19 protein-coding genes are annotated in these 14,799 nt (G+C 68.4%); 12 read left to right on the top strand and 7 right to left on the bottom strand.

Annotated elements, in window-relative coordinates; genetic code table 11:
• Positions 1 to 76: 76 nt before the first annotated feature.
• Both B0I00_RS06050 and B0I00_RS06045 read left to right on the top strand, forming a co-directional pair.
• Complete coding sequence (locus B0I00_RS06050; RefSeq protein WP_100866386.1) at positions 77 to 1,549, top strand: phytoene desaturase; 1,473 nt, start codon at positions 77 to 79, stop codon at positions 1,547 to 1,549.
• A gap of 29 nt (positions 1,550 to 1,578) precedes the next feature.
• A complete protein-coding gene (locus B0I00_RS06045) occupies positions 1,579 to 2,082 on the top strand; it encodes a sterol desaturase family protein (RefSeq protein WP_100866385.1) in 504 nt (167 codons plus the stop codon).
• Here B0I00_RS06045 and B0I00_RS06040 read toward each other — a convergent pair.
• A complete protein-coding gene (locus B0I00_RS06040; RefSeq protein WP_100866384.1) occupies positions 2,079 to 3,002 on the bottom strand; it encodes a phytoene/squalene synthase family protein in 924 nt (307 codons plus the stop codon). The two genes, B0I00_RS06045 and B0I00_RS06040, sit on opposite strands and share 4 nt — an antisense overlap.
• Complete coding sequence (gene crtY, locus B0I00_RS06035; protein WP_100866383.1) at positions 2,999 to 4,147, bottom strand: lycopene beta-cyclase CrtY; 1,149 nt, start codon at positions 4,145 to 4,147, stop codon at positions 2,999 to 3,001. Before crtY ends, B0I00_RS06040 begins: the two co-directional genes overlap by 4 nt.
• An 83-nt stretch (positions 4,148 to 4,230) precedes the next feature.
• On the opposite strand from crtY, the gene B0I00_RS06030 reads away from it, so the two are divergent.
• The 3 genes from B0I00_RS06030 (at position 4,231) to msrA (ending at position 5,952) form a co-directional block, all read left to right on the top strand.
• Positions 4,231 to 4,707, top strand: coding sequence for a DUF2141 domain-containing protein (locus tag B0I00_RS06030; RefSeq protein ID WP_100866382.1), 477 nt, complete (start codon positions 4,231 to 4,233; stop codon positions 4,705 to 4,707).
• Between the two features lie 76 nt (positions 4,708 to 4,783).
• On the top strand, positions 4,784 to 5,281 hold the full coding sequence (gene msrB / locus B0I00_RS06025) for a peptide-methionine (R)-S-oxide reductase MsrB (protein WP_100866381.1): 498 nt from the start codon (positions 4,784 to 4,786) through the stop codon (positions 5,279 to 5,281).
• Positions 5,281 to 5,952 (top strand): peptide-methionine (S)-S-oxide reductase MsrA, encoded by a 672-nt coding sequence (gene msrA, locus B0I00_RS06020; RefSeq protein ID WP_100866380.1) that lies wholly within the window; start codon positions 5,281 to 5,283, stop codon positions 5,950 to 5,952. Before msrB ends, msrA begins: the two co-directional genes overlap by 1 nt.
• A gap of 3 nt (positions 5,953 to 5,955) precedes the next feature.
• Here the strand turns inward: msrA and B0I00_RS06015 are convergent, their stop codons facing one another.
• Positions 5,956 to 6,438: a TlpA family protein disulfide reductase gene (locus B0I00_RS06015; RefSeq protein ID WP_232730125.1), complete on the bottom strand. Its 483-nt coding sequence runs from the start codon at positions 6,436 to 6,438 to the stop codon at positions 5,956 to 5,958.
• 115 nt (positions 6,439 to 6,553) lie between these two features.
• Between B0I00_RS06015 and argH the strand changes: the two genes are divergently transcribed.
• The 4 genes from argH to B0I00_RS05995 are packed head-to-tail and all read left to right on the top strand — an operon-like array spanning position 6,554 to position 10,215.
• Positions 6,554 to 7,927 (top strand): argininosuccinate lyase, encoded by a 1,374-nt coding sequence (gene argH / locus B0I00_RS06010; RefSeq protein WP_100866521.1) that lies wholly within the window; start codon positions 6,554 to 6,556, stop codon positions 7,925 to 7,927.
• A gap of 8 nt (positions 7,928 to 7,935) precedes the next feature.
• Positions 7,936 to 8,175, top strand: a complete 240-nt coding sequence (locus B0I00_RS06005) for a hypothetical protein (protein ID WP_100866520.1) — start codon at positions 7,936 to 7,938, stop codon at positions 8,173 to 8,175.
• A 14-nt stretch (positions 8,176 to 8,189) separates the two neighbouring features.
• Positions 8,190 to 9,455 carry a diaminopimelate decarboxylase gene (gene lysA, locus B0I00_RS06000; RefSeq protein ID WP_100866379.1) on the top strand — a complete coding sequence of 422 codons (1,266 nt, stop codon included), beginning with the start codon at positions 8,190 to 8,192 and terminating at the stop codon, positions 9,453 to 9,455.
• 4 nt (positions 9,456 to 9,459) lie between these two features.
• Entirely contained in the window at positions 9,460 to 10,215 is a 756-nt protein-coding gene (locus B0I00_RS05995; protein ID WP_100866378.1) for a precorrin-2 dehydrogenase/sirohydrochlorin ferrochelatase family protein, read from the top strand.
• Here the strand turns inward: B0I00_RS05995 and B0I00_RS05990 are convergent.
• Both B0I00_RS05990 and B0I00_RS05985 read right to left on the bottom strand, forming a co-directional pair.
• Positions 10,196 to 10,597: a PaaI family thioesterase gene (locus B0I00_RS05990; protein WP_198519145.1), complete on the bottom strand. Its 402-nt coding sequence runs from the start codon at positions 10,595 to 10,597 to the stop codon at positions 10,196 to 10,198. The genes B0I00_RS05995 and B0I00_RS05990 overlap by 20 nt on opposite strands.
• Positions 10,594 to 11,070, bottom strand: coding sequence for a PaaI family thioesterase (locus B0I00_RS05985; protein ID WP_100866377.1), 477 nt, complete (start codon positions 11,068 to 11,070; stop codon positions 10,594 to 10,596). Before B0I00_RS05985 ends, B0I00_RS05990 begins: the two co-directional genes overlap by 4 nt.
• 120 nt (positions 11,071 to 11,190) lie before the next feature.
• Here B0I00_RS05985 and B0I00_RS16995 point away from each other — a divergent pair, with 120 nt between their 5' ends.
• The 3 genes from B0I00_RS16995 to B0I00_RS05975 are packed head-to-tail and all read left to right on the top strand — an operon-like array spanning position 11,191 to position 13,224.
• Positions 11,191 to 11,343: a hypothetical protein gene (locus tag B0I00_RS16995; protein ID WP_157812477.1), complete on the top strand. Its 153-nt coding sequence runs from the start codon at positions 11,191 to 11,193 to the stop codon at positions 11,341 to 11,343.
• Positions 11,344 to 11,356: 13 nt separating this feature from the next.
• Positions 11,357 to 12,337 carry a hypothetical protein gene (locus B0I00_RS05980; protein ID WP_100866376.1) on the top strand — a complete coding sequence of 327 codons (981 nt, stop codon included), beginning with the start codon at positions 11,357 to 11,359 and terminating at the stop codon, positions 12,335 to 12,337.
• A complete protein-coding gene (locus B0I00_RS05975) occupies positions 12,322 to 13,224 on the top strand; it encodes a transposase (RefSeq protein WP_100866375.1) in 903 nt (300 codons plus the stop codon). Before B0I00_RS05980 ends, B0I00_RS05975 begins: the two co-directional genes overlap by 16 nt.
• Here the strand turns inward: B0I00_RS05975 and ruvX are convergent.
• Positions 13,221 to 13,700 carry a Holliday junction resolvase RuvX gene (ruvX, locus tag B0I00_RS05970; RefSeq protein WP_100866374.1) on the bottom strand — a complete coding sequence of 160 codons (480 nt, stop codon included), beginning with the start codon at positions 13,698 to 13,700 and terminating at the stop codon, positions 13,221 to 13,223. The genes B0I00_RS05975 and ruvX overlap by 4 nt on opposite strands.
• Positions 13,688 to 14,797, bottom strand: coding sequence for a DUF3089 domain-containing protein (locus B0I00_RS05965; RefSeq protein WP_100866373.1), 1,110 nt, complete (start codon positions 14,795 to 14,797; stop codon positions 13,688 to 13,690). The genes ruvX and B0I00_RS05965 overlap by 13 nt, the downstream gene beginning before the upstream one ends.
• Positions 14,798 to 14,799 lie beyond the last annotated feature (2 nt).

The raw sequence follows: 14,799 nt of genomic DNA, 5'->3' as shown, positions 1-14,799 counted from the left end.
GGCGCGCGTGTCCGCGTCGTGCCATCCGCCCATTGGGACATGTTGTGTGCCCCCCGGCGCAGCATAAGTGCAAGACATGACGGCAAAACGTTCGGCGATAATCATCGGTTCCGGGTTCGGTGGGCTGGCGCTGGCGATCCGCCTGCAAAGCGCCGGCGTGGCGACCACCGTGGTCGAGGCGCGCGACCGGCCTGGCGGTCGGGCCTATGTCTGGAAGAAGGACGGCTACACCTTCGATGCCGGGCCCACGGTGATCACTGATCCGGCCTGCCTCGAGGAACTGTGGGCGTTGTCGGGGAGCAAGCTTGCCGACGATGTGACGCTGCTGCCGGTCCAGCCGTTCTACCGCCTGCTGTGGAGCGACGGCACGGCCTTCGACTATTCGAACAACGAAGCCGCGCTGAACGCCGAGATCGCGAAGCTCGATCCGGCCGATGTCGCGGGCTATGCGCGCTTTCTCGACTACAGCAGGGGCGTGTACGAGGAAGGCTACCTCAAGCTTGGCGCGGTCCCCTTCCTCGATTTCACCCAGATGCTGAAAGCCGCGCCGGCGCTGGCGAAATACCGCGCCTGGCGCTCGGTCTATTCGGTCGTCGCGGGCTTCGTCAAAAGCGAAAAGCTGCGGCAGGCGCTGTCGTTCCACACCCTGCTGGTCGGCGGCAATCCGATGAACACCAGCAGCATCTATGCGCTGATCCACCAGCTCGAGAAACTGGGCGGGGTGTGGTTCGCCAAGGGCGGGACCAACGCGCTGGTCAGCGGCATGGTCGCCCTGTTCGAACGGCTCGGCGGCACGCTGGTGCTGGGCGACAAGGTGACGCGGATCACCCATGCCGGTCGCCGCGTCACCGGGGTCGAAACCGCCAGCGGGCTTACCCTCACCTCCGACATGGTCGCCACCAACGGCGACCTGGTGCACAGCTACGGTCTGCTCGACGGGTCGGGCTACGCGGCGGGCAAGGTGCGCTCGCTCAGGCGCAAGCGCTTCTCGCCCAGCCTTTTCGTCGTGCATTTCGGGCTCGAGGGAGCGTTCCCTGGCATCGCCCATCATTCAATCCTGTTTTCAGATCGTTACGGGCCGCTGCTCAACGATATCTACAAGACCGGTGCCCTCGCCGGGGATCCATCGCTTTACCTCCATCACCCCAGCGCTACCGATCCGGCCATGGCCCCGCCGGGCAAGGCGGCGTTCTATGCCCTGGCACCGGTGCCGCACATGGGCCGCGCGCCTATCGACTGGGCGGTCGAAGGACCGCGCTACCGCGAGGTGGTGCTCAACCGGGTGCGCGACTTGTTGATCCCCGATCTTCACGAGCGGCTCGACACCTGTTTCCACTACACCCCGCAGGACTTCCACGACGATCTGGGCGCGCATCTCGGCAGCGCCTTCAGTCTTGAGCCGGTGCTGTGGCAAAGCGCCTGGTTCCGCGGCCACAACCGCGACGACCACTTCGCCAACCTCTATTTCGTCGGCGCGGGCACCCATCCGGGCGCCGGCATTCCGGGCGTGGTCGGCAGCGCCAAGGCGACCGCCAGCCTGATCGTGTAAAGCCGGCGTCAAACGGCTATAGAGATCCGATGCACGCCCTGACGCTCGCCCTGATTGTCCTCGGCACGGTCGCCTCCATGGAGCTGTTCGCCTATGTCATGCACCGCTGGGTGATGCACGGCCCCGGCTGGTTCCTCCACGCCAGCCACCACCGTGCGCGGACCGGGCCGTTCGAATGGAACGATCTGTACGCGGTGATCTTTGCCGGTCCGTCGATCTTCCTGCTGTGGCAGGGGGTGCAGGGCACCTGGGGCGACGTGTCGACGGCGGTCGGCGCGGGGATCGCCGCCTATGGCGCGATATACTTCGGTTTCCACGACTGGATCGTCCACCGCCGCCTGCCGCACCGGATCGTGCCGCGAAGCGCTTATTTCAAACGCATCGTCCAGGCCCACCGACTGCACCACGTGGTCGAAAGCAAGCACGGCACGGTCAGCTTCGGGTTCCTCTGGGCGCCGCCCGTCGACGATCTCAAGGCCGCGCTGAAGCAATCGGGCGAAGCGCGGCTGCGCGCGCCTGTTCAGGCAGACTAGGCGGGACGCTGCCACAGCCCGTTGCGCGGGCTTGCCGGCGGGTCGCTCAGTCCGCGCACAATCGCCTGGCCGAGCAGGACCAGCTTGCCCATGCCGCTGACCCGGACCCGCTCGTCCCAGGCAGCAGTGCCCGCATCGCGGACCTTTTCCCCGATCGCGCCGTAGATCCCGTCGGCGGCCAGCACGGCGAGGCGCGAACGCGGAGCAAGGCGCGCCGCGCCGATCCGGGCCGAAAGCCGGTAGGGTTGGGCCATGCGGACCAGCCGCGCCGCCATTTCCGCGACGGCGGCGCGGTGCTGGGGCGCGGCGAGGTCCGCTTCGCGCAGGCCGAAACGTTCGAGCCAGGCCATCGGCAGGTAACAACGCCCGACCTTGGCATCGGGCACCACGTCGCGGGCGATGTTGGCGAGCTGGAAGGCCAGGCCAAGGTCGCAGGCCCGGTCGAGCGTGTCGGCATCGTCGGGCGCCACGCCCATGACCACGGCCATCATGCAACCGACCGATCCCGCGACGTGATAGCAGTAGCGCAGCAGATCGTCCTCGCTGCGTGGCCGCCAATCCGCCGCATCGAGCGCGAAGCCCGCCAGATGATCGGCGATGAAGGCGCGCGGCATGGCAGTCTCGCGCGCCACCTGGCGCAAGGCGGCGAAGGGCAGGGGAACCGGAGCGTCGCAGTCGAGCGCAAGGTCGGTCAGCGTCTGTAGCTGCGCCTGAGCGGCCAGCGGGTCATGCACACTTCCGCCGCCTTGGCCCAGGTCCTGCCCGTCGGTCATGTCGTCGGCGGCGCGGCACCAGGCGTAGAGCAACCAGGCCTTCTCGCGCGTGGCAGGCGCGAACAGGCGGCTCGCCGCAGCGAAGCTTTGCGATCCCCTGGCAATGGTGTCGCGCGCGGCGGCGACCAGTTCGGCACGCTCGGTCATCGCCCGAGCAGGGCCTTCAACGCCGCGCCGATAGCGACCGGCGGCTTGCCCGAAAGGATGCGCAGCTTGTCCGCCGCGGTCGGCACGCCGCCATAGAAGCGCGCGACGAGGGCGATCGGCAGGCGGTAGAAGTGCTCGAACACGCGGTAGCGCTCGAGCGGCGGCGCAGCGCGGAACAGCATGCGGTTGAGCACGCGGAAGAAGCGCATGGCCTGCCAGTGGCGTTCGAACCGGCCTCGGGACCATTCGGCCAACGCGGCGCTATCGAAGCTCTCGCTGCCCCGCGACAGAGTGACCGCGTTCTGAAGGGCAAGGCCGAAGGAATAGCCGGTCGTCGCGTGGAAAAAGCCGCCGCGCATGCCCAGGCGGGGGATGGGATCGCCCTTCGGCCAGAACGCATCGGGATCACCCCCGATCAGAATCGGCAGCACGCCGTGCTCCTGTCGCAGTTCCGGTCCGCTCAGTCCCCGCTCGGCAGCAAGTGTGCGGACCCGGTCGGCCACCTCGGCCACGTCGAGGTCGGGCCCGTCGGTGTAATAGGTGTCCTCCACCAGCACCTTGTCATCGGCCATCGGCAGGACATAGACGAATCGGTAGCCGTCGATTTGGGGCAGGGTCGCGTCCATCACCGTCGCGCAGGACGGGTCGGGCGCGCGTGCGGCGAACTCGATCCCGACGAAGCATTGCCAGCCAAGATCAAGCCCCGGCATCGGGCCATCGGGCCCGCGCGCGTCGATGACGCCAAGCGCTGCGATCCTCTCGCCGCTGGCCAGCGTTACCCCATCCGCATCGAGCGAGGCGACGGCCGCCCCGGTGCGCCATGCATTGCGGGGAAGCCGGTCGCGAACCAGGGCGTCGAGCGCGCCCGATGTCACCGCGTTATAGGCAAAATCGAACTCGCGCCGGCGGCCCGGGAAGGCAACCGTGTGGCGCGGCCACCGAACGGGGTTCAGCGCGGCGATCAGATCACGCGCCTCTTCCGGAACGTCGCTGTCGAAAAAGGACCAGGTGTGGTTGCCCCCGAAGCGTTCGTCGGCTTCAAGCAGCAGCATCGGCACATCGGGTCGCCGCTGCGCCAGGCACAGCGCGGCGAGCGCCCCGGCGAGGCCGCCACCGACGATAACCACGGGCAACGCTGCGTTCATTTGTCCGCCCTAAACGAACCCCTTCCAAGAACATAGCCTCACCATCGACCAGTGCCGGGCACCGACGCCGCCCTTGGCCGTTCATGCAATCGAGATCCATGCCGATGCCGTTAAATTCCAGGACCCTGTTGATCGCCGCCAGCCTTGCGGTCGCGGGCGTGCCTGCCCTTGCCGGGGGCAGTGCTGCGGGCGGCGCCTCGCTTGCGGTCACGATCAGCGGGATCAAGTCGTCCAAAGGCGTGATCCGCCTGGCCGTCTGCCCGCCGGCAGCGGGCTTTCCCGAATGCAAGGGCCACATGGTCAAGGCGGCAGACCTTGCGATCGACAAGGGGAAGGCCCACGCCGTGTTCTCGGGCCTCGCGCCGGGAAGCTATGCGATCAGCGTGTTCCACGACGCCAACGGCAATGGCAGGCTCGACACCTTCGCCGGCATCCCGCGCGAAGGCTATGGCTTTTCCGCCAATCCCGGGTTCAAGCCCCGCGCCCCCCGGTTTGACGAGGCGAAGATCGACCTCGACGGCGATGCAGCCACCGAGATACGGATGCGCTACATCCTTTAGGGCAGTCGCCCTTCATATCCCGCTCATCTGCGGCCATATAGGCAGGCCTGGAGAGGCTTTCCGAAGGGACGCGATGATGAGCAAGCCCGTTGCCACCCGCCGCTGGATCATCGGTGCCGCGCTTGGCGGGGTCGGCGCGCTGGCGCTGTCGCAGCATCTCGCTGCCGGTCGCCCCAATGCGCCGCTCAAGCTGAGCGACGCCCAGTGGCGCCAGCGCCTGTCGCCTGCCGCCTACAAGGTGCTGCGCGAGGCCGATACCGAGCGGCCCGGAACCAGTCCGCTGCTGAAGGAACATAGGAAAGGCATTTTCGCCTGCGCCGGCTGCGGCAAGCCGCTTTTTGCCTCGACCACCAAGTACGACAGCGGCACCGGCTGGCCCAGCTTCTGGCAGCCGCTGCCCGATGCCATCGCCACGATGACCGACTATGAAACGGGTTATCCGCGCACCGAGGTCCATTGCCGCACCTGCGGCGGCCATCTCGGCCACGTATTCAACGACGGACCCAGGCCGACCGGCAAGCGTTATTGCATGAACGGGCTGGCGCTGGTGTTCCGCCCGGCGGCCCGCGCCTGATGCGCGCCGCGCCGTGGATCGGCATCACGGCCGCGCTGGCGATCGCCTTCGCGACCTTTTCGCAGCCCAAGGCGGCGGCACCCGTCAGCGCCGCCGCGCGGGTCGCACCGCCAGCCGCCACTGCCGAAAGCGGCCGGCAGACCGCGGTTCTTGCCGGCGGCTGCTTCTGGGGGATAGAGGCGCTGTTCGAACACGTCCGCGGCGTGACCGGCGTTGTCAGCGGTTACGCCGGCGGTACCCGCCAGACCGCGACCTACGACCAGGTGTCGAGCGAGCGCACCGGCCACGCCGAGGCGGTGCGGATTACCTATGACCCGGCGCAGATCAGCTATGGCCAGTTGCTCCAGATCTTTTTCTATGCCGCGCACGATCCGACGCAGTTGAACCGCCAGACCCCGGACGAAGGGCCGAGCTACCGTTCGGCGATCTTTCCGCAGAACGCGCAGCAGCGCGCGACCGCCGAGGCCTATGTCGCGGCGCTGAACAAGGCCCGCGCCTTCGGCAAGCCGGTTGCGACAAAGGTCGAGAGCGGCCAGTTCTTCGCGGCCGAGCGCTATCACCAGGATTTCATGCGCCGCAATCCCGTGCATCCATATATCCTGCGCTGGGACGCACCCAAGCTCAGGGCCTTCCGTGCGGCCTTCCCGGCCCGCTACGTCGCGGCGTTCTGAGGTTCAGACCGTTTCGGCCAGCAGGGCGGCCGCCTTGTCCCGGTCCCATTCGAGCGGGCCGACGTAGCGCCACACCTCGCGCCCTTGCGCATCGTAATAGATGGAAGTCGGCAGCACGGTGACGTCGTAGAAGGTGCCAAGTTCGCCTTCGGGATCAAGCCAGGGTTCGAGCAGCGGTGCCTTGGGCTTGAGGAACGGGGTGACGGTCTCGAGCTTGGCCATGTCCTGGCTGACGGTCACGATCCGAAGGGACTTGCCGCGCTTTTCCGCCAGGCGGTTCAGGGCCGGAAGCTCTGCCACACAGGGCGCGCACCAGGTCGCCCAAAGGTTGATCAACACCGGCTGGCCCTTGAGACTGGCCAGCGCCAGGTCCTTGCCCTCGGCGTCGCTGACCGAGATCGACGGCATCGCGCTGCCGCGACGGGTGCGGTCGACCGTGCCGTCCAGCGCGGCGGAATCGCCGGTTTCCTTCGCTTGCGGTTGCACCTCTCCCGCGGTTTGCCTATCGCACCCCGCGATCAGCACGGCACAGCCAAGGATAGCGACGGTGAGCGAGCGGGACGACAGCAAGGGCGGCTCCGGGCCCGAGACGGGCAACAAGATGTGGGGCGGACGCTTTGCCGAAGGGCCGAGCGCGATCATGCGCGAGATAAACGCCTCGATCCCCTTCGACAAGGCGCTGTGGCGGCAGGATATCCGTGCCAGCAAGACCCATGTCGCCATGCTGGCGGCGCAGGGGATCGTCACCGCTGCCGATGCCGCCGCGATTGCCGGCGGGCTCGACACGGTCGCGGCGGAATACGAAACCAGCGGCGTTCCCGAGAACTGGGACCTCGAAGACATCCACATGACCACCGAAAGCCGGCTGGCCGAACTGATCGGTGCGGCCGCCGGCCGGCTCCACACCGCGCGCAGCCGCAACGATCAGGTGGCGACCGATTTCAAGCTGTGGGTGCGCGAAGCCTGCGTTGCCGCCGACGCCGCGCTTGGCGCGCTGCAGGTCGCGCTGGTCACGCGGGCGGAGGAACACGCCGCGACCATCATGCCTGGCTTCACCCACCTGCAGACCGCGCAGCCGGTGACATTGGGCCATCATCTTATGGCCTATTACGAGATGCTGGACCGGGATCGCTCGCGCTTCGTCGATGCGCACCGCCGTGCCAGCCAGTGCCCGCTCGGTTCGGCGGCGCTGGCCGGCACCGGCTTTCCCATCGACCGCGAGGCGACCGCCAGCGCCCTTGGCTTTGCCATGCCGACCAGGAACAGCCTCGATGCCGTGTCGGACCGCGACTTCGCGCTCGACTACCTGATGGCCGCCAGCCAGTGCGCGCTGCACCTGTCGCGGCTGGCGGAAGAACTGATCATCTGGGCCAGCCAGCCGTTCGGCTTCGTCGTCCTGCCCGATGCGCTGTCGACCGGCAGCTCGATCATGCCGCAGAAGAAGAATCCCGATGCGGCCGAACTGGTGCGCGGCCATGCCGGGCGCATCGCCGGCTGCCTGACCAGCCTGATGATGACGATGAAGGGCCTGCCGCTGGCCTATTCGAAGGACATGCAGGACGACAAGCCGCCGGTGTTCGAAGCCGCGGGCCTCCTCACCCTGTGCCTTGCCGCGATGACCGGGATGATCGACGGTGCGGCCTTCCGGACGGATCGGATGCGCGCGGCGGCAGAGCTTGGCTTCGCCACCGCGACCGATCTGGCCGACTGGCTGGTGCGACAGGCCGACATCCCGTTCCGCGAAGCGCACCACATCACCGGCGCGGCGGTCAAGCTGGCCGAAAGCCGCGGCCTTGCACTCGACAAGGTGCCGCTCGCCGACCTGCAGGCAATCGATCCGCGGATCGACGAACGGGTCTTTGCCGCGCTCTCGGTCGACCAGTCCGTAGCGTCGCGCGCCAGCTATGGCGGAACCGCGCCCGAGCAGGTAAGGGCTCGAGTCGCCGAGGCCCGCCGCGACCTCGGGCTGGAGTGACCCCGCCGATGCGCCGACTTGCCGTCCTTGCCCTGGTTCTTGCGCTTGCCGCCTGCGGCCAGCGCGCCAAGCTGTCGCCGCCGCCGGGCAAGGCGCTGCCGGTCGCGGCCTATGGCGCCGATGCCCAGGCCGATGCGGACACCTTGCTCACGCCTCCACCCCAGGCTGCCCCGGAACGCAGCGTCGAGCTTCGAAAACGGTCCGAGGACCGTACCGAAGACCCGTTCGACCTGCCTCCGCCCGAGTGAAAGCCTGATACCCGATGAACCATTTTGATTACCGCGACGGCGACCTTTACGCCGAGGACCTGCCGCTGAGCGCAATTGCCGACGCCGTCGGCACGCCCGTCTACGTGTATTCCCGCGCCACGCTGGAACGCCACGCAAGGGTCTTCCGCGATGCCCTGTCGATCTTGCCGCGCGTCCACATCGCCTTTGCGATCAAGGCCAATCCCAACCTCGCCGTGCTGAACGTGATGGCGCGCGAAGGGCTGGGCGCCGACGTCGTATCGGGGGGTGAACTGGCCCGCGCCCTGGCAGCGGGGATGGCGGCAGAAGACATCGTCTTTTCGGGGGTCGGCAAGCAGCACCACGAAATGATCCAGGGCCTCGAAGCCGGGATCGGCCAGTTCAATCTCGAAAGCGAGGAAGAAGGCATCGAGCTGGCCGAGATCGCGGCCGAGCGCGGCCTCGTCGCCAATTGCGCGCTCCGGGTCAATCCCGACGTCGATGCGCGCACCCACGCCAAGATTTCGACCGGCAAGGCCGAGAACAAGTTCGGCGTGCCGATCGACCGCGCGTGCACGATCTATTCGAACCTCGCCGCCCTGCCGGGGCTCAAGATGCGCGGCGTGGCCGTCCACATCGGCAGCCAGCTCAGCGAACTCGAGCCGTTCGAGGAAGCCTTCGCCAAGGTCGGCGCGCTTATCGCCGAGCTGCGCGCGGCGGGCCAGACGGTGACCCATGCCGATCTCGGCGGCGGACTGGGCGTGCCGTACAAGGCGGGCGACGTGTTTCCGACGCCCGAGGCCTATGCCCAGATGGTCGCTCGCGCGACCGAGGGCTGGGACGTAACACTGATGTTCGAGCCGGGGCGCGTGATCTGTGGCAACGCGGGGGTCCTCCTGACCCGCGTCGTGCGGGTGAAGCGCAGCTCCAACCAGGTGCCCTTCGTCATCGTCGACGCGGCGATGAACGATCTGGCGCGGCCTGCCATGTACGGCGCCTGGCACGATTTCGATGCCGTCGCACCGACCGGCGAGAAGATGACCGCGCACATCGTCGGCCCGATCTGCGAAACCGGCGACACGTTCGCGATGGACCGCGAATGCGACGCGCTGGCACCCGGTGACCTGGCGGTGTTCCGCACCGCCGGGGCCTATGGCGCAACCATGGCGAGCTCGTACAACAGCCGCGGCTTCATTGCCGAGGTGATGGTCGATGGCGACAAGTGGGCCGTGGTCGCCGATCGCATCGTTCCCGAAGCGATCAGCGCCGCCGAACGCGTTCCGGACTTCCTGAAGGACTAGGGCGATGCACAGCCTGCCCCTGTTCCACCGTGTTGCGGGCCAGCCGGTGATCGTGGTGGGCGAGGGCGAGGCGGCGGCCGCCAAGGCCCGGCTGATCGAGCGAGCCGGCGGGACGATAGTCGGCGCCGCGAGCAAGGAGGCACGGCTGGCCTTCGTCGCGCTCGACGATCCGGACGAAGCGGCGGCGGCGCTCAAGGCGCGGGGGCTGCTCGTCAATGTCGCCGATCGCCCGGACCTGTGCGACTTCACCTTGCCCTCGGTGCTCGACCGCGATCCCGTCCTGATCGCGGTGAGCACGGGCGGGGCCTCGGCAGGGCTGGCCAAGGTGCTGCGCTTGCGGCTCGAACAGATGCTGCCCGCCTCGCTCGGGCGGTTGGCCAGTGGCCTTGCCGCGGCGCGCGAGGCGATGCGCCGCCGCTGGCCCGAGGCGGGCGCGCGGCGTCATGCGCTCGATGCCGCACTGGCGCCGGGCGGTCCGCTCGATCCCCTGGACCAGGCAGCGGCGGACCGGATTGATGAATGGCTTGAACGGGACAGCCTATCTGCCTCGCAAACAATCGAAATCACTCTTGCGAGCGACGATCCGGACGACCTTACCCTGCGCCAGGCGCGCTGGCTGGGCAGCGCCGATGCGATCTTGTGCGATGACAACTTTGCGCCGCAAATCCTCGCGCGCAGCCGCGCCGATGCGCTGCGCCTGCCGGTCGATGCCGCGCCGCCCGCAGACGCAAGGCTGACGCTTATCCTTCGGACGGGCTGAGCAGGATCTTCATCTGCGCCAGCGCGATCGGCTTGGTGCGATCGTCCTGCCAGCATTCGGCGTTGACCAGAGCCACGCGCCGTCCGGCGCGGGTGACCGTGCCCATTGCGAAGGTGCGCTGCTCGGTTCCGCCGCGCATGAACTCGACCTGCACGTTGACCGGTTTGAGGCGCATCGCCTCGCCCCGCCGGTCCATCTCGGCGTGGAGCGCGGCAATTGCTGCCATTTCCATCAGCCCGCTCATCGCGCCGCCGTGGAGGAAGCCGGGCCGGCCAAGGATGCGGTCGGAAAAATCGACTCCGAGCACCGGCGTGCCGTTCTCGACGCGGTCGATCTCGATGCCCAGCGCCTTGGCGTAGGGGGGAAGCTCCGCGCCGGTCACAGGTAGGATCCGTGGGTTGCCATGAAGGTGCCGATCACGTGGGCGACGGGATCGTCGGGATCGCCGTCGTGCGCGATGCCGCGGACGAAGCTTATCGTACGGGTCAGCTTGTAGCACTCGCCGTGGCCGATCACGCTGCGACCCGGCACCGCGCCGCGCATGTAATCGACCCTGAGGTCGAGCGTCGCGTGCGGCACGAACTTTCCGGTCATCGTCCAGACCGACATCGAGGTGGCGTTGTCCATCAGGCTGATGATCGGGCCGGACGCGATCACGCCGGTTTCGGTGACGCCGACCAGCTCCTCACGCCACGGCAGTTCGAGCTCGAACCAGCCGTCGCCGTGGGCATGGTAATTGAGGCCGAGCCAGCCGCCGTGGCCATGGCGCGTCATCAGCCTCGACCCGCGTTCGGGATCGAACTCGAAGCCGGGGGGCAGGGCAGTGAACGCAGGAGGCCGGTCGGGCGTGGTCATCGTCCGATCCTGTGCTGACTGCGCCGGCCGATTACAATGTTTTAATTTCAGTCCGGGCGGCGAAACCGCGACCTGTCACCGCGCGGAGCACGGGGCTCCGCCTTCGCAAAGGGACGCTTCATGAACCTTCCGAAAATCGATCTTTCCGCTCTTCCCAGCCTCGACACGCTGACCGGTGTGTTCGGCAGCCTGGCTCGCCCGGTACAGTCGGTGGCCATGGACGACTCGACCGTCATCGTGATGGTCTTCGTCTACGAATGCACCAACGTCTAGGGGCCGGTCAGGGATGCTGATCCGTCCCGAACTGGCGGCGCTGCGCGGCGACGATACCGCGCAGCGCCGTGCCCAGAGCGCCATGGGCGCCGCGCTGGACAGATGGCGCGCCCTGCCGGTGGTCCGCGCGATCGACGACGATCTGGCCCGGTGGGCCCGCGGACACGATCTGGACGAGCTTCCCGCGCTGTCCGCGCTGGTGGCACCCGGCGGTGCGGACGCCGTCCGGCTCGCTGCCGGCGTGGTGGACGCGTTCCTTGCCGAACTGGTTCGGGCCCCCCTCGGGCAATCGCCGCTGCGGCACTACCAGGATGACGTCATGGCCTCGGTCACGGGACTGCGCCAGGGCATGGCGGCACTGACGCTGCTGACGATCGACGGGCAGCGCTTGCAGCCGGGCGGTGCCGACGGATCGGCCCGCTTTGCGCCGACCGAAACCATCGACGTGGTGCTTGCGGGGACGGCGCGGGCAGATCGCGTGCTGCTGCGCAGCATCGAAGGCAAGCGCGCCGATCTGGCGATCGAGCCGGTCACTCTTTGCGCCGGCGATGTCAGCCACCGCCTGGGCCGAGAGGAGAGCTTGCAGTTCCGTACGGCACCCGCCGGCGTCACCCTGCTGCGCCTGCAACGCCGCGTAGAGGGCGACGGCATTACCCGCGAATACGCGCTGGACGACGGCCGCCTGCTGCACCAGGCCGCAGCCACCCCGCGCGACAGCCGGCTCGAACTGGCTGCCGCGCTGCTCGGGCGGATGGGGCGCGCCGATGCCGCCCCGCTGCTCGCGGCCATGGCCGAGGAAAGCGGCAGCCCGGCCCTGCGCTGGCAGGTGCTGCGCGAATGCCTGGCCCTCGATGCGGGCGAAGGCTTTGCCGCGCTGTGCCGGATCGCGGCTAACCCGACCGATCCGCTCGCCGTCACTGCCGGCGCGCTGCGCGCCCAACTGATCGAGACCTATCCCCAACTTGCCGGACTGGCGCCATGCCCCGCGAATTGACCATCGCCGATCCCGCTACCGCCTCGCTAGACGAGTGCACCGATGCGCTTTGCGCCGAGGGCTTCGATCCGCGCGACGAGGGCAGTCTGATCCACGCTGCGACGTGGCTGCGCAGGCTCGGCAACGACCGCGCCTTTCTCGGCGATCTGCTGATCGAGGAACTGGCCTGCCGTCACCGCGACAACATGCCGGGCAGCGCCTACGGCCCGCAGGTGGTCATGCTTGTGCCGCCCCAAGGCGAGTTCTTCATCCGCGCCAACATCTGGCCGTCGCAGGACGAACACATGGTCCGCGCCTCGGGCGGGGCCGCGTTCGTTTATGACCTGCCCCACGATCACAACTTCGATTTCCTGACCCTGGGCTATTTCGGGCCCGGCTACTGGAGCGACTACTACGAGGTCGATTACGAGCAGATCGTCGGCTGGCGCGGCGAGCCGGCGCCCTCGCTCCGCTTCGTCGAACGCTCGCGCCTCGCCGAAGGACGGATACTGCACTACCGCGCTCATCGCGACGTGCACGCCCAACATCCCGCCGACAGCCTCTCGGTGTCGCTCAACGTGATGCACACGGGTGCCGGGCAAGGCTGGATGGACCAGTACCGCTTCGATCTCGACCAGCGGCGCGTCGGGGCGATCCTCTCGCCGGGGCCGACCGAGGCCCTGCTCAAGGTTGCCGTCGGGCTTGGCGGGGACGAAGCGCTGGATTTAGCCCACCGGTTTGCTCGCCATCACCCAAGCGACCGGCTGCGGCTCACCGCGTGGGATGCGCTTGCCGCGCGGACGAGCGTTCCGGCAGACAAGGACGCGCTGTGGCGCATGGCCGAAGCGTCGGGAAGCCGGCTCGTCGAAGCCGAGGCGCGGGCTCGCCGGGCCGAGCTTACCCCCTAGGCAAACCCACCGGCCAGCGCATCGATCGCGGCCTGGAGGATGACCGCCGCAGCGTGCGAATCGATCCGCTCGGCTCGCTTGGCGCGGCTCATGTCCTGGGCGATCAGCGCGCTTTCGGCGCTGGTGGTGGACCAGCGTTCGTCCCACAGCAGCACCGGCAGGGCCAGCGCCTGGGCGACGTTGCGGGCATAGGCGCGGCTCGATTGGCTGCGCGGGCCTTCGCTGCCGTCCATGTTGAGCGGCAGGCCGATGACCATGCCCTTGACCGAGCGTTCGCGCACCAGTTCGGCCAGCGCCTCGCGGTCGGCGCCGAACTTGCCGCGTTTCAACGTCTTGCCGGGCGAGGCGAAGCGCCAGCCCGCGTCGCAGAACGCGGTGCCGATGGTCTGGGTGCCGAGATCGAGGCCGAGCAGCGTGCCGCCACCAGGGAGCGCGGCGCGCAGGGCGGCCGCCTGGGTGGTGATCAGGGTTTCCATGCACGGACCCGGCCGAGGAAGTCGGTGCGCAGATTGCTCCAGAACAGGAGGTAATCGTAGACGTGGTAGTTGCCGCCGGGCAGCACATAGGGGCCAAGGTCCGGCCCGTCGCCGATGCGCAGCGTGCCGTCGGGGGCGCAACTTGCCCCGGCCAACTGCGGGATCAGCTTGGCGTTGCTCAATTGGGCATCGGGAACGAGGCCGCCGGTGTTGGCCTCCTTTGTCGCCGTGCCGCCAAGCGCGCCGGTCAGCGGATTGACGCAGAGGATGTCTGGCGCGGAGCCGGCGGGTGCGGCCACGCCTTCGATCGTGGCATAGGCCGCACGCATCATCGCCGTGTCGGCATCGCGGGTGAACGACAGGTAGCTGACGACGCAGCCGGTCTGGCCGGCGCGTTCGCAAGCGGGCAGGCCCATCGCGGCAAGGTCGTGTTGACGGTCGATTATCCAGCCGACCGCATAGACCGCCAGAACCCGCGCGGCGAGCGGCGTGCCGCGAACCTTCTCGGCCATCAGGCGCTTGACGTGGTAGGAGCCCTGGCTGTGCCCGGCGAGGACGAAGGGTTCGCCCGGCTTCAGTTGCGCGGCGAAGCTGTCGAAGGCTTCGGCCACGTCGCGATAGGCCAGGTCGACCGCCTGGCGCGCCTCGGGCTTGTTCGTGACGAAGGCGCCCGCCGTTGCCTGGCGATAGCGCGGGGCCCAGATACTGGCGCTCCCGTTGAACACACTGGCTTCGCCGCGGACCATGGTCTCGGCCACGCGGCGCGATTGCGCGTCGTCGAGCGGCGCATTCCAGTGCTTCTTGCTGACGTAGCTGGTCGGGTGGACGAAGAACACCGGCACGCTCAGCGCCGGGGCATCCTCGACCGGTCCGGCTGGCGCCCACAGCGCCGGGTTGCTCCCGCCCATGCCGGGCCGCGCGATCCACAGGCCGGGATCGTCGTAGGCGTTCTTCGCCAGCGCCGGCTGCGGCTTGAAAGCGACCGACGGGGTGAAGGCGGCCTGGGTCAGCGCGCCCGGATAGAACTGCAGCGCGGCCCGCCCCGCGACGTAGACGACGATGCAGAAGGCGATGAAGAACAGGAACTTGCGAGCCACTG

This window comes from Novosphingobium kunmingense (assembly GCF_002813245.1).
Lineage (GTDB): Bacteria > Pseudomonadota > Alphaproteobacteria > Sphingomonadales > Sphingomonadaceae > Novosphingobium > Novosphingobium kunmingense.
The sequence above is the reverse complement of the archived record's forward strand: the minus strand, read 5'-3'. Positions and strand labels throughout refer to the sequence as shown.

Excerpts from the sequence above, each read along its gene's own strand:
- B0I00_RS06050 (WP_100866386.1), top strand. The coding sequence starts at position 77 with ATGACGGCAAAACGTTCGGCGATAATCATCGGTTCCGGGTTCGGTGGG.
- B0I00_RS06045 (WP_100866385.1), top strand. The coding sequence starts at position 1,579 with ATGCACGCCCTGACGCTCGCCCTGATTGTCCTCGGCACGGTCGCCTCC.
- B0I00_RS06040 (WP_100866384.1), bottom strand. The coding sequence starts at position 3,002 with ATGACCGAGCGTGCCGAACTGGTCGCCGCCGCGCGCGACACCATTGCC.
- crtY (WP_100866383.1), bottom strand. The coding sequence starts at position 4,147 with ATGAACGCAGCGTTGCCCGTGGTTATCGTCGGTGGCGGCCTCGCCGGG.
- B0I00_RS06030 (WP_100866382.1), top strand. The coding sequence starts at position 4,231 with ATGCAATCGAGATCCATGCCGATGCCGTTAAATTCCAGGACCCTGTTG.
- msrB (WP_100866381.1), top strand. The coding sequence starts at position 4,784 with ATGAGCAAGCCCGTTGCCACCCGCCGCTGGATCATCGGTGCCGCGCTT.
- msrA (WP_100866380.1), top strand. The coding sequence starts at position 5,281 with ATGCGCGCCGCGCCGTGGATCGGCATCACGGCCGCGCTGGCGATCGCC.
- argH (WP_100866521.1), top strand. The coding sequence starts at position 6,554 with ATGTGGGGCGGACGCTTTGCCGAAGGGCCGAGCGCGATCATGCGCGAG.
- B0I00_RS06005 (WP_100866520.1), top strand. The coding sequence starts at position 7,936 with ATGCGCCGACTTGCCGTCCTTGCCCTGGTTCTTGCGCTTGCCGCCTGC.
- lysA (WP_100866379.1), top strand. The coding sequence starts at position 8,190 with ATGAACCATTTTGATTACCGCGACGGCGACCTTTACGCCGAGGACCTG.
- B0I00_RS05995 (WP_100866378.1), top strand. The coding sequence starts at position 9,460 with ATGCACAGCCTGCCCCTGTTCCACCGTGTTGCGGGCCAGCCGGTGATC.
- B0I00_RS05985 (WP_100866377.1), bottom strand. The coding sequence starts at position 11,070 with ATGACCACGCCCGACCGGCCTCCTGCGTTCACTGCCCTGCCCCCCGGC.
- B0I00_RS16995 (WP_157812477.1), top strand. The coding sequence starts at position 11,191 with ATGAACCTTCCGAAAATCGATCTTTCCGCTCTTCCCAGCCTCGACACG.
- B0I00_RS05980 (WP_100866376.1), top strand. The coding sequence starts at position 11,357 with ATGCTGATCCGTCCCGAACTGGCGGCGCTGCGCGGCGACGATACCGCG.
- B0I00_RS05975 (WP_100866375.1), top strand. The coding sequence starts at position 12,322 with ATGCCCCGCGAATTGACCATCGCCGATCCCGCTACCGCCTCGCTAGAC.
- ruvX (WP_100866374.1), bottom strand. The coding sequence starts at position 13,700 with ATGGAAACCCTGATCACCACCCAGGCGGCCGCCCTGCGCGCCGCGCTC.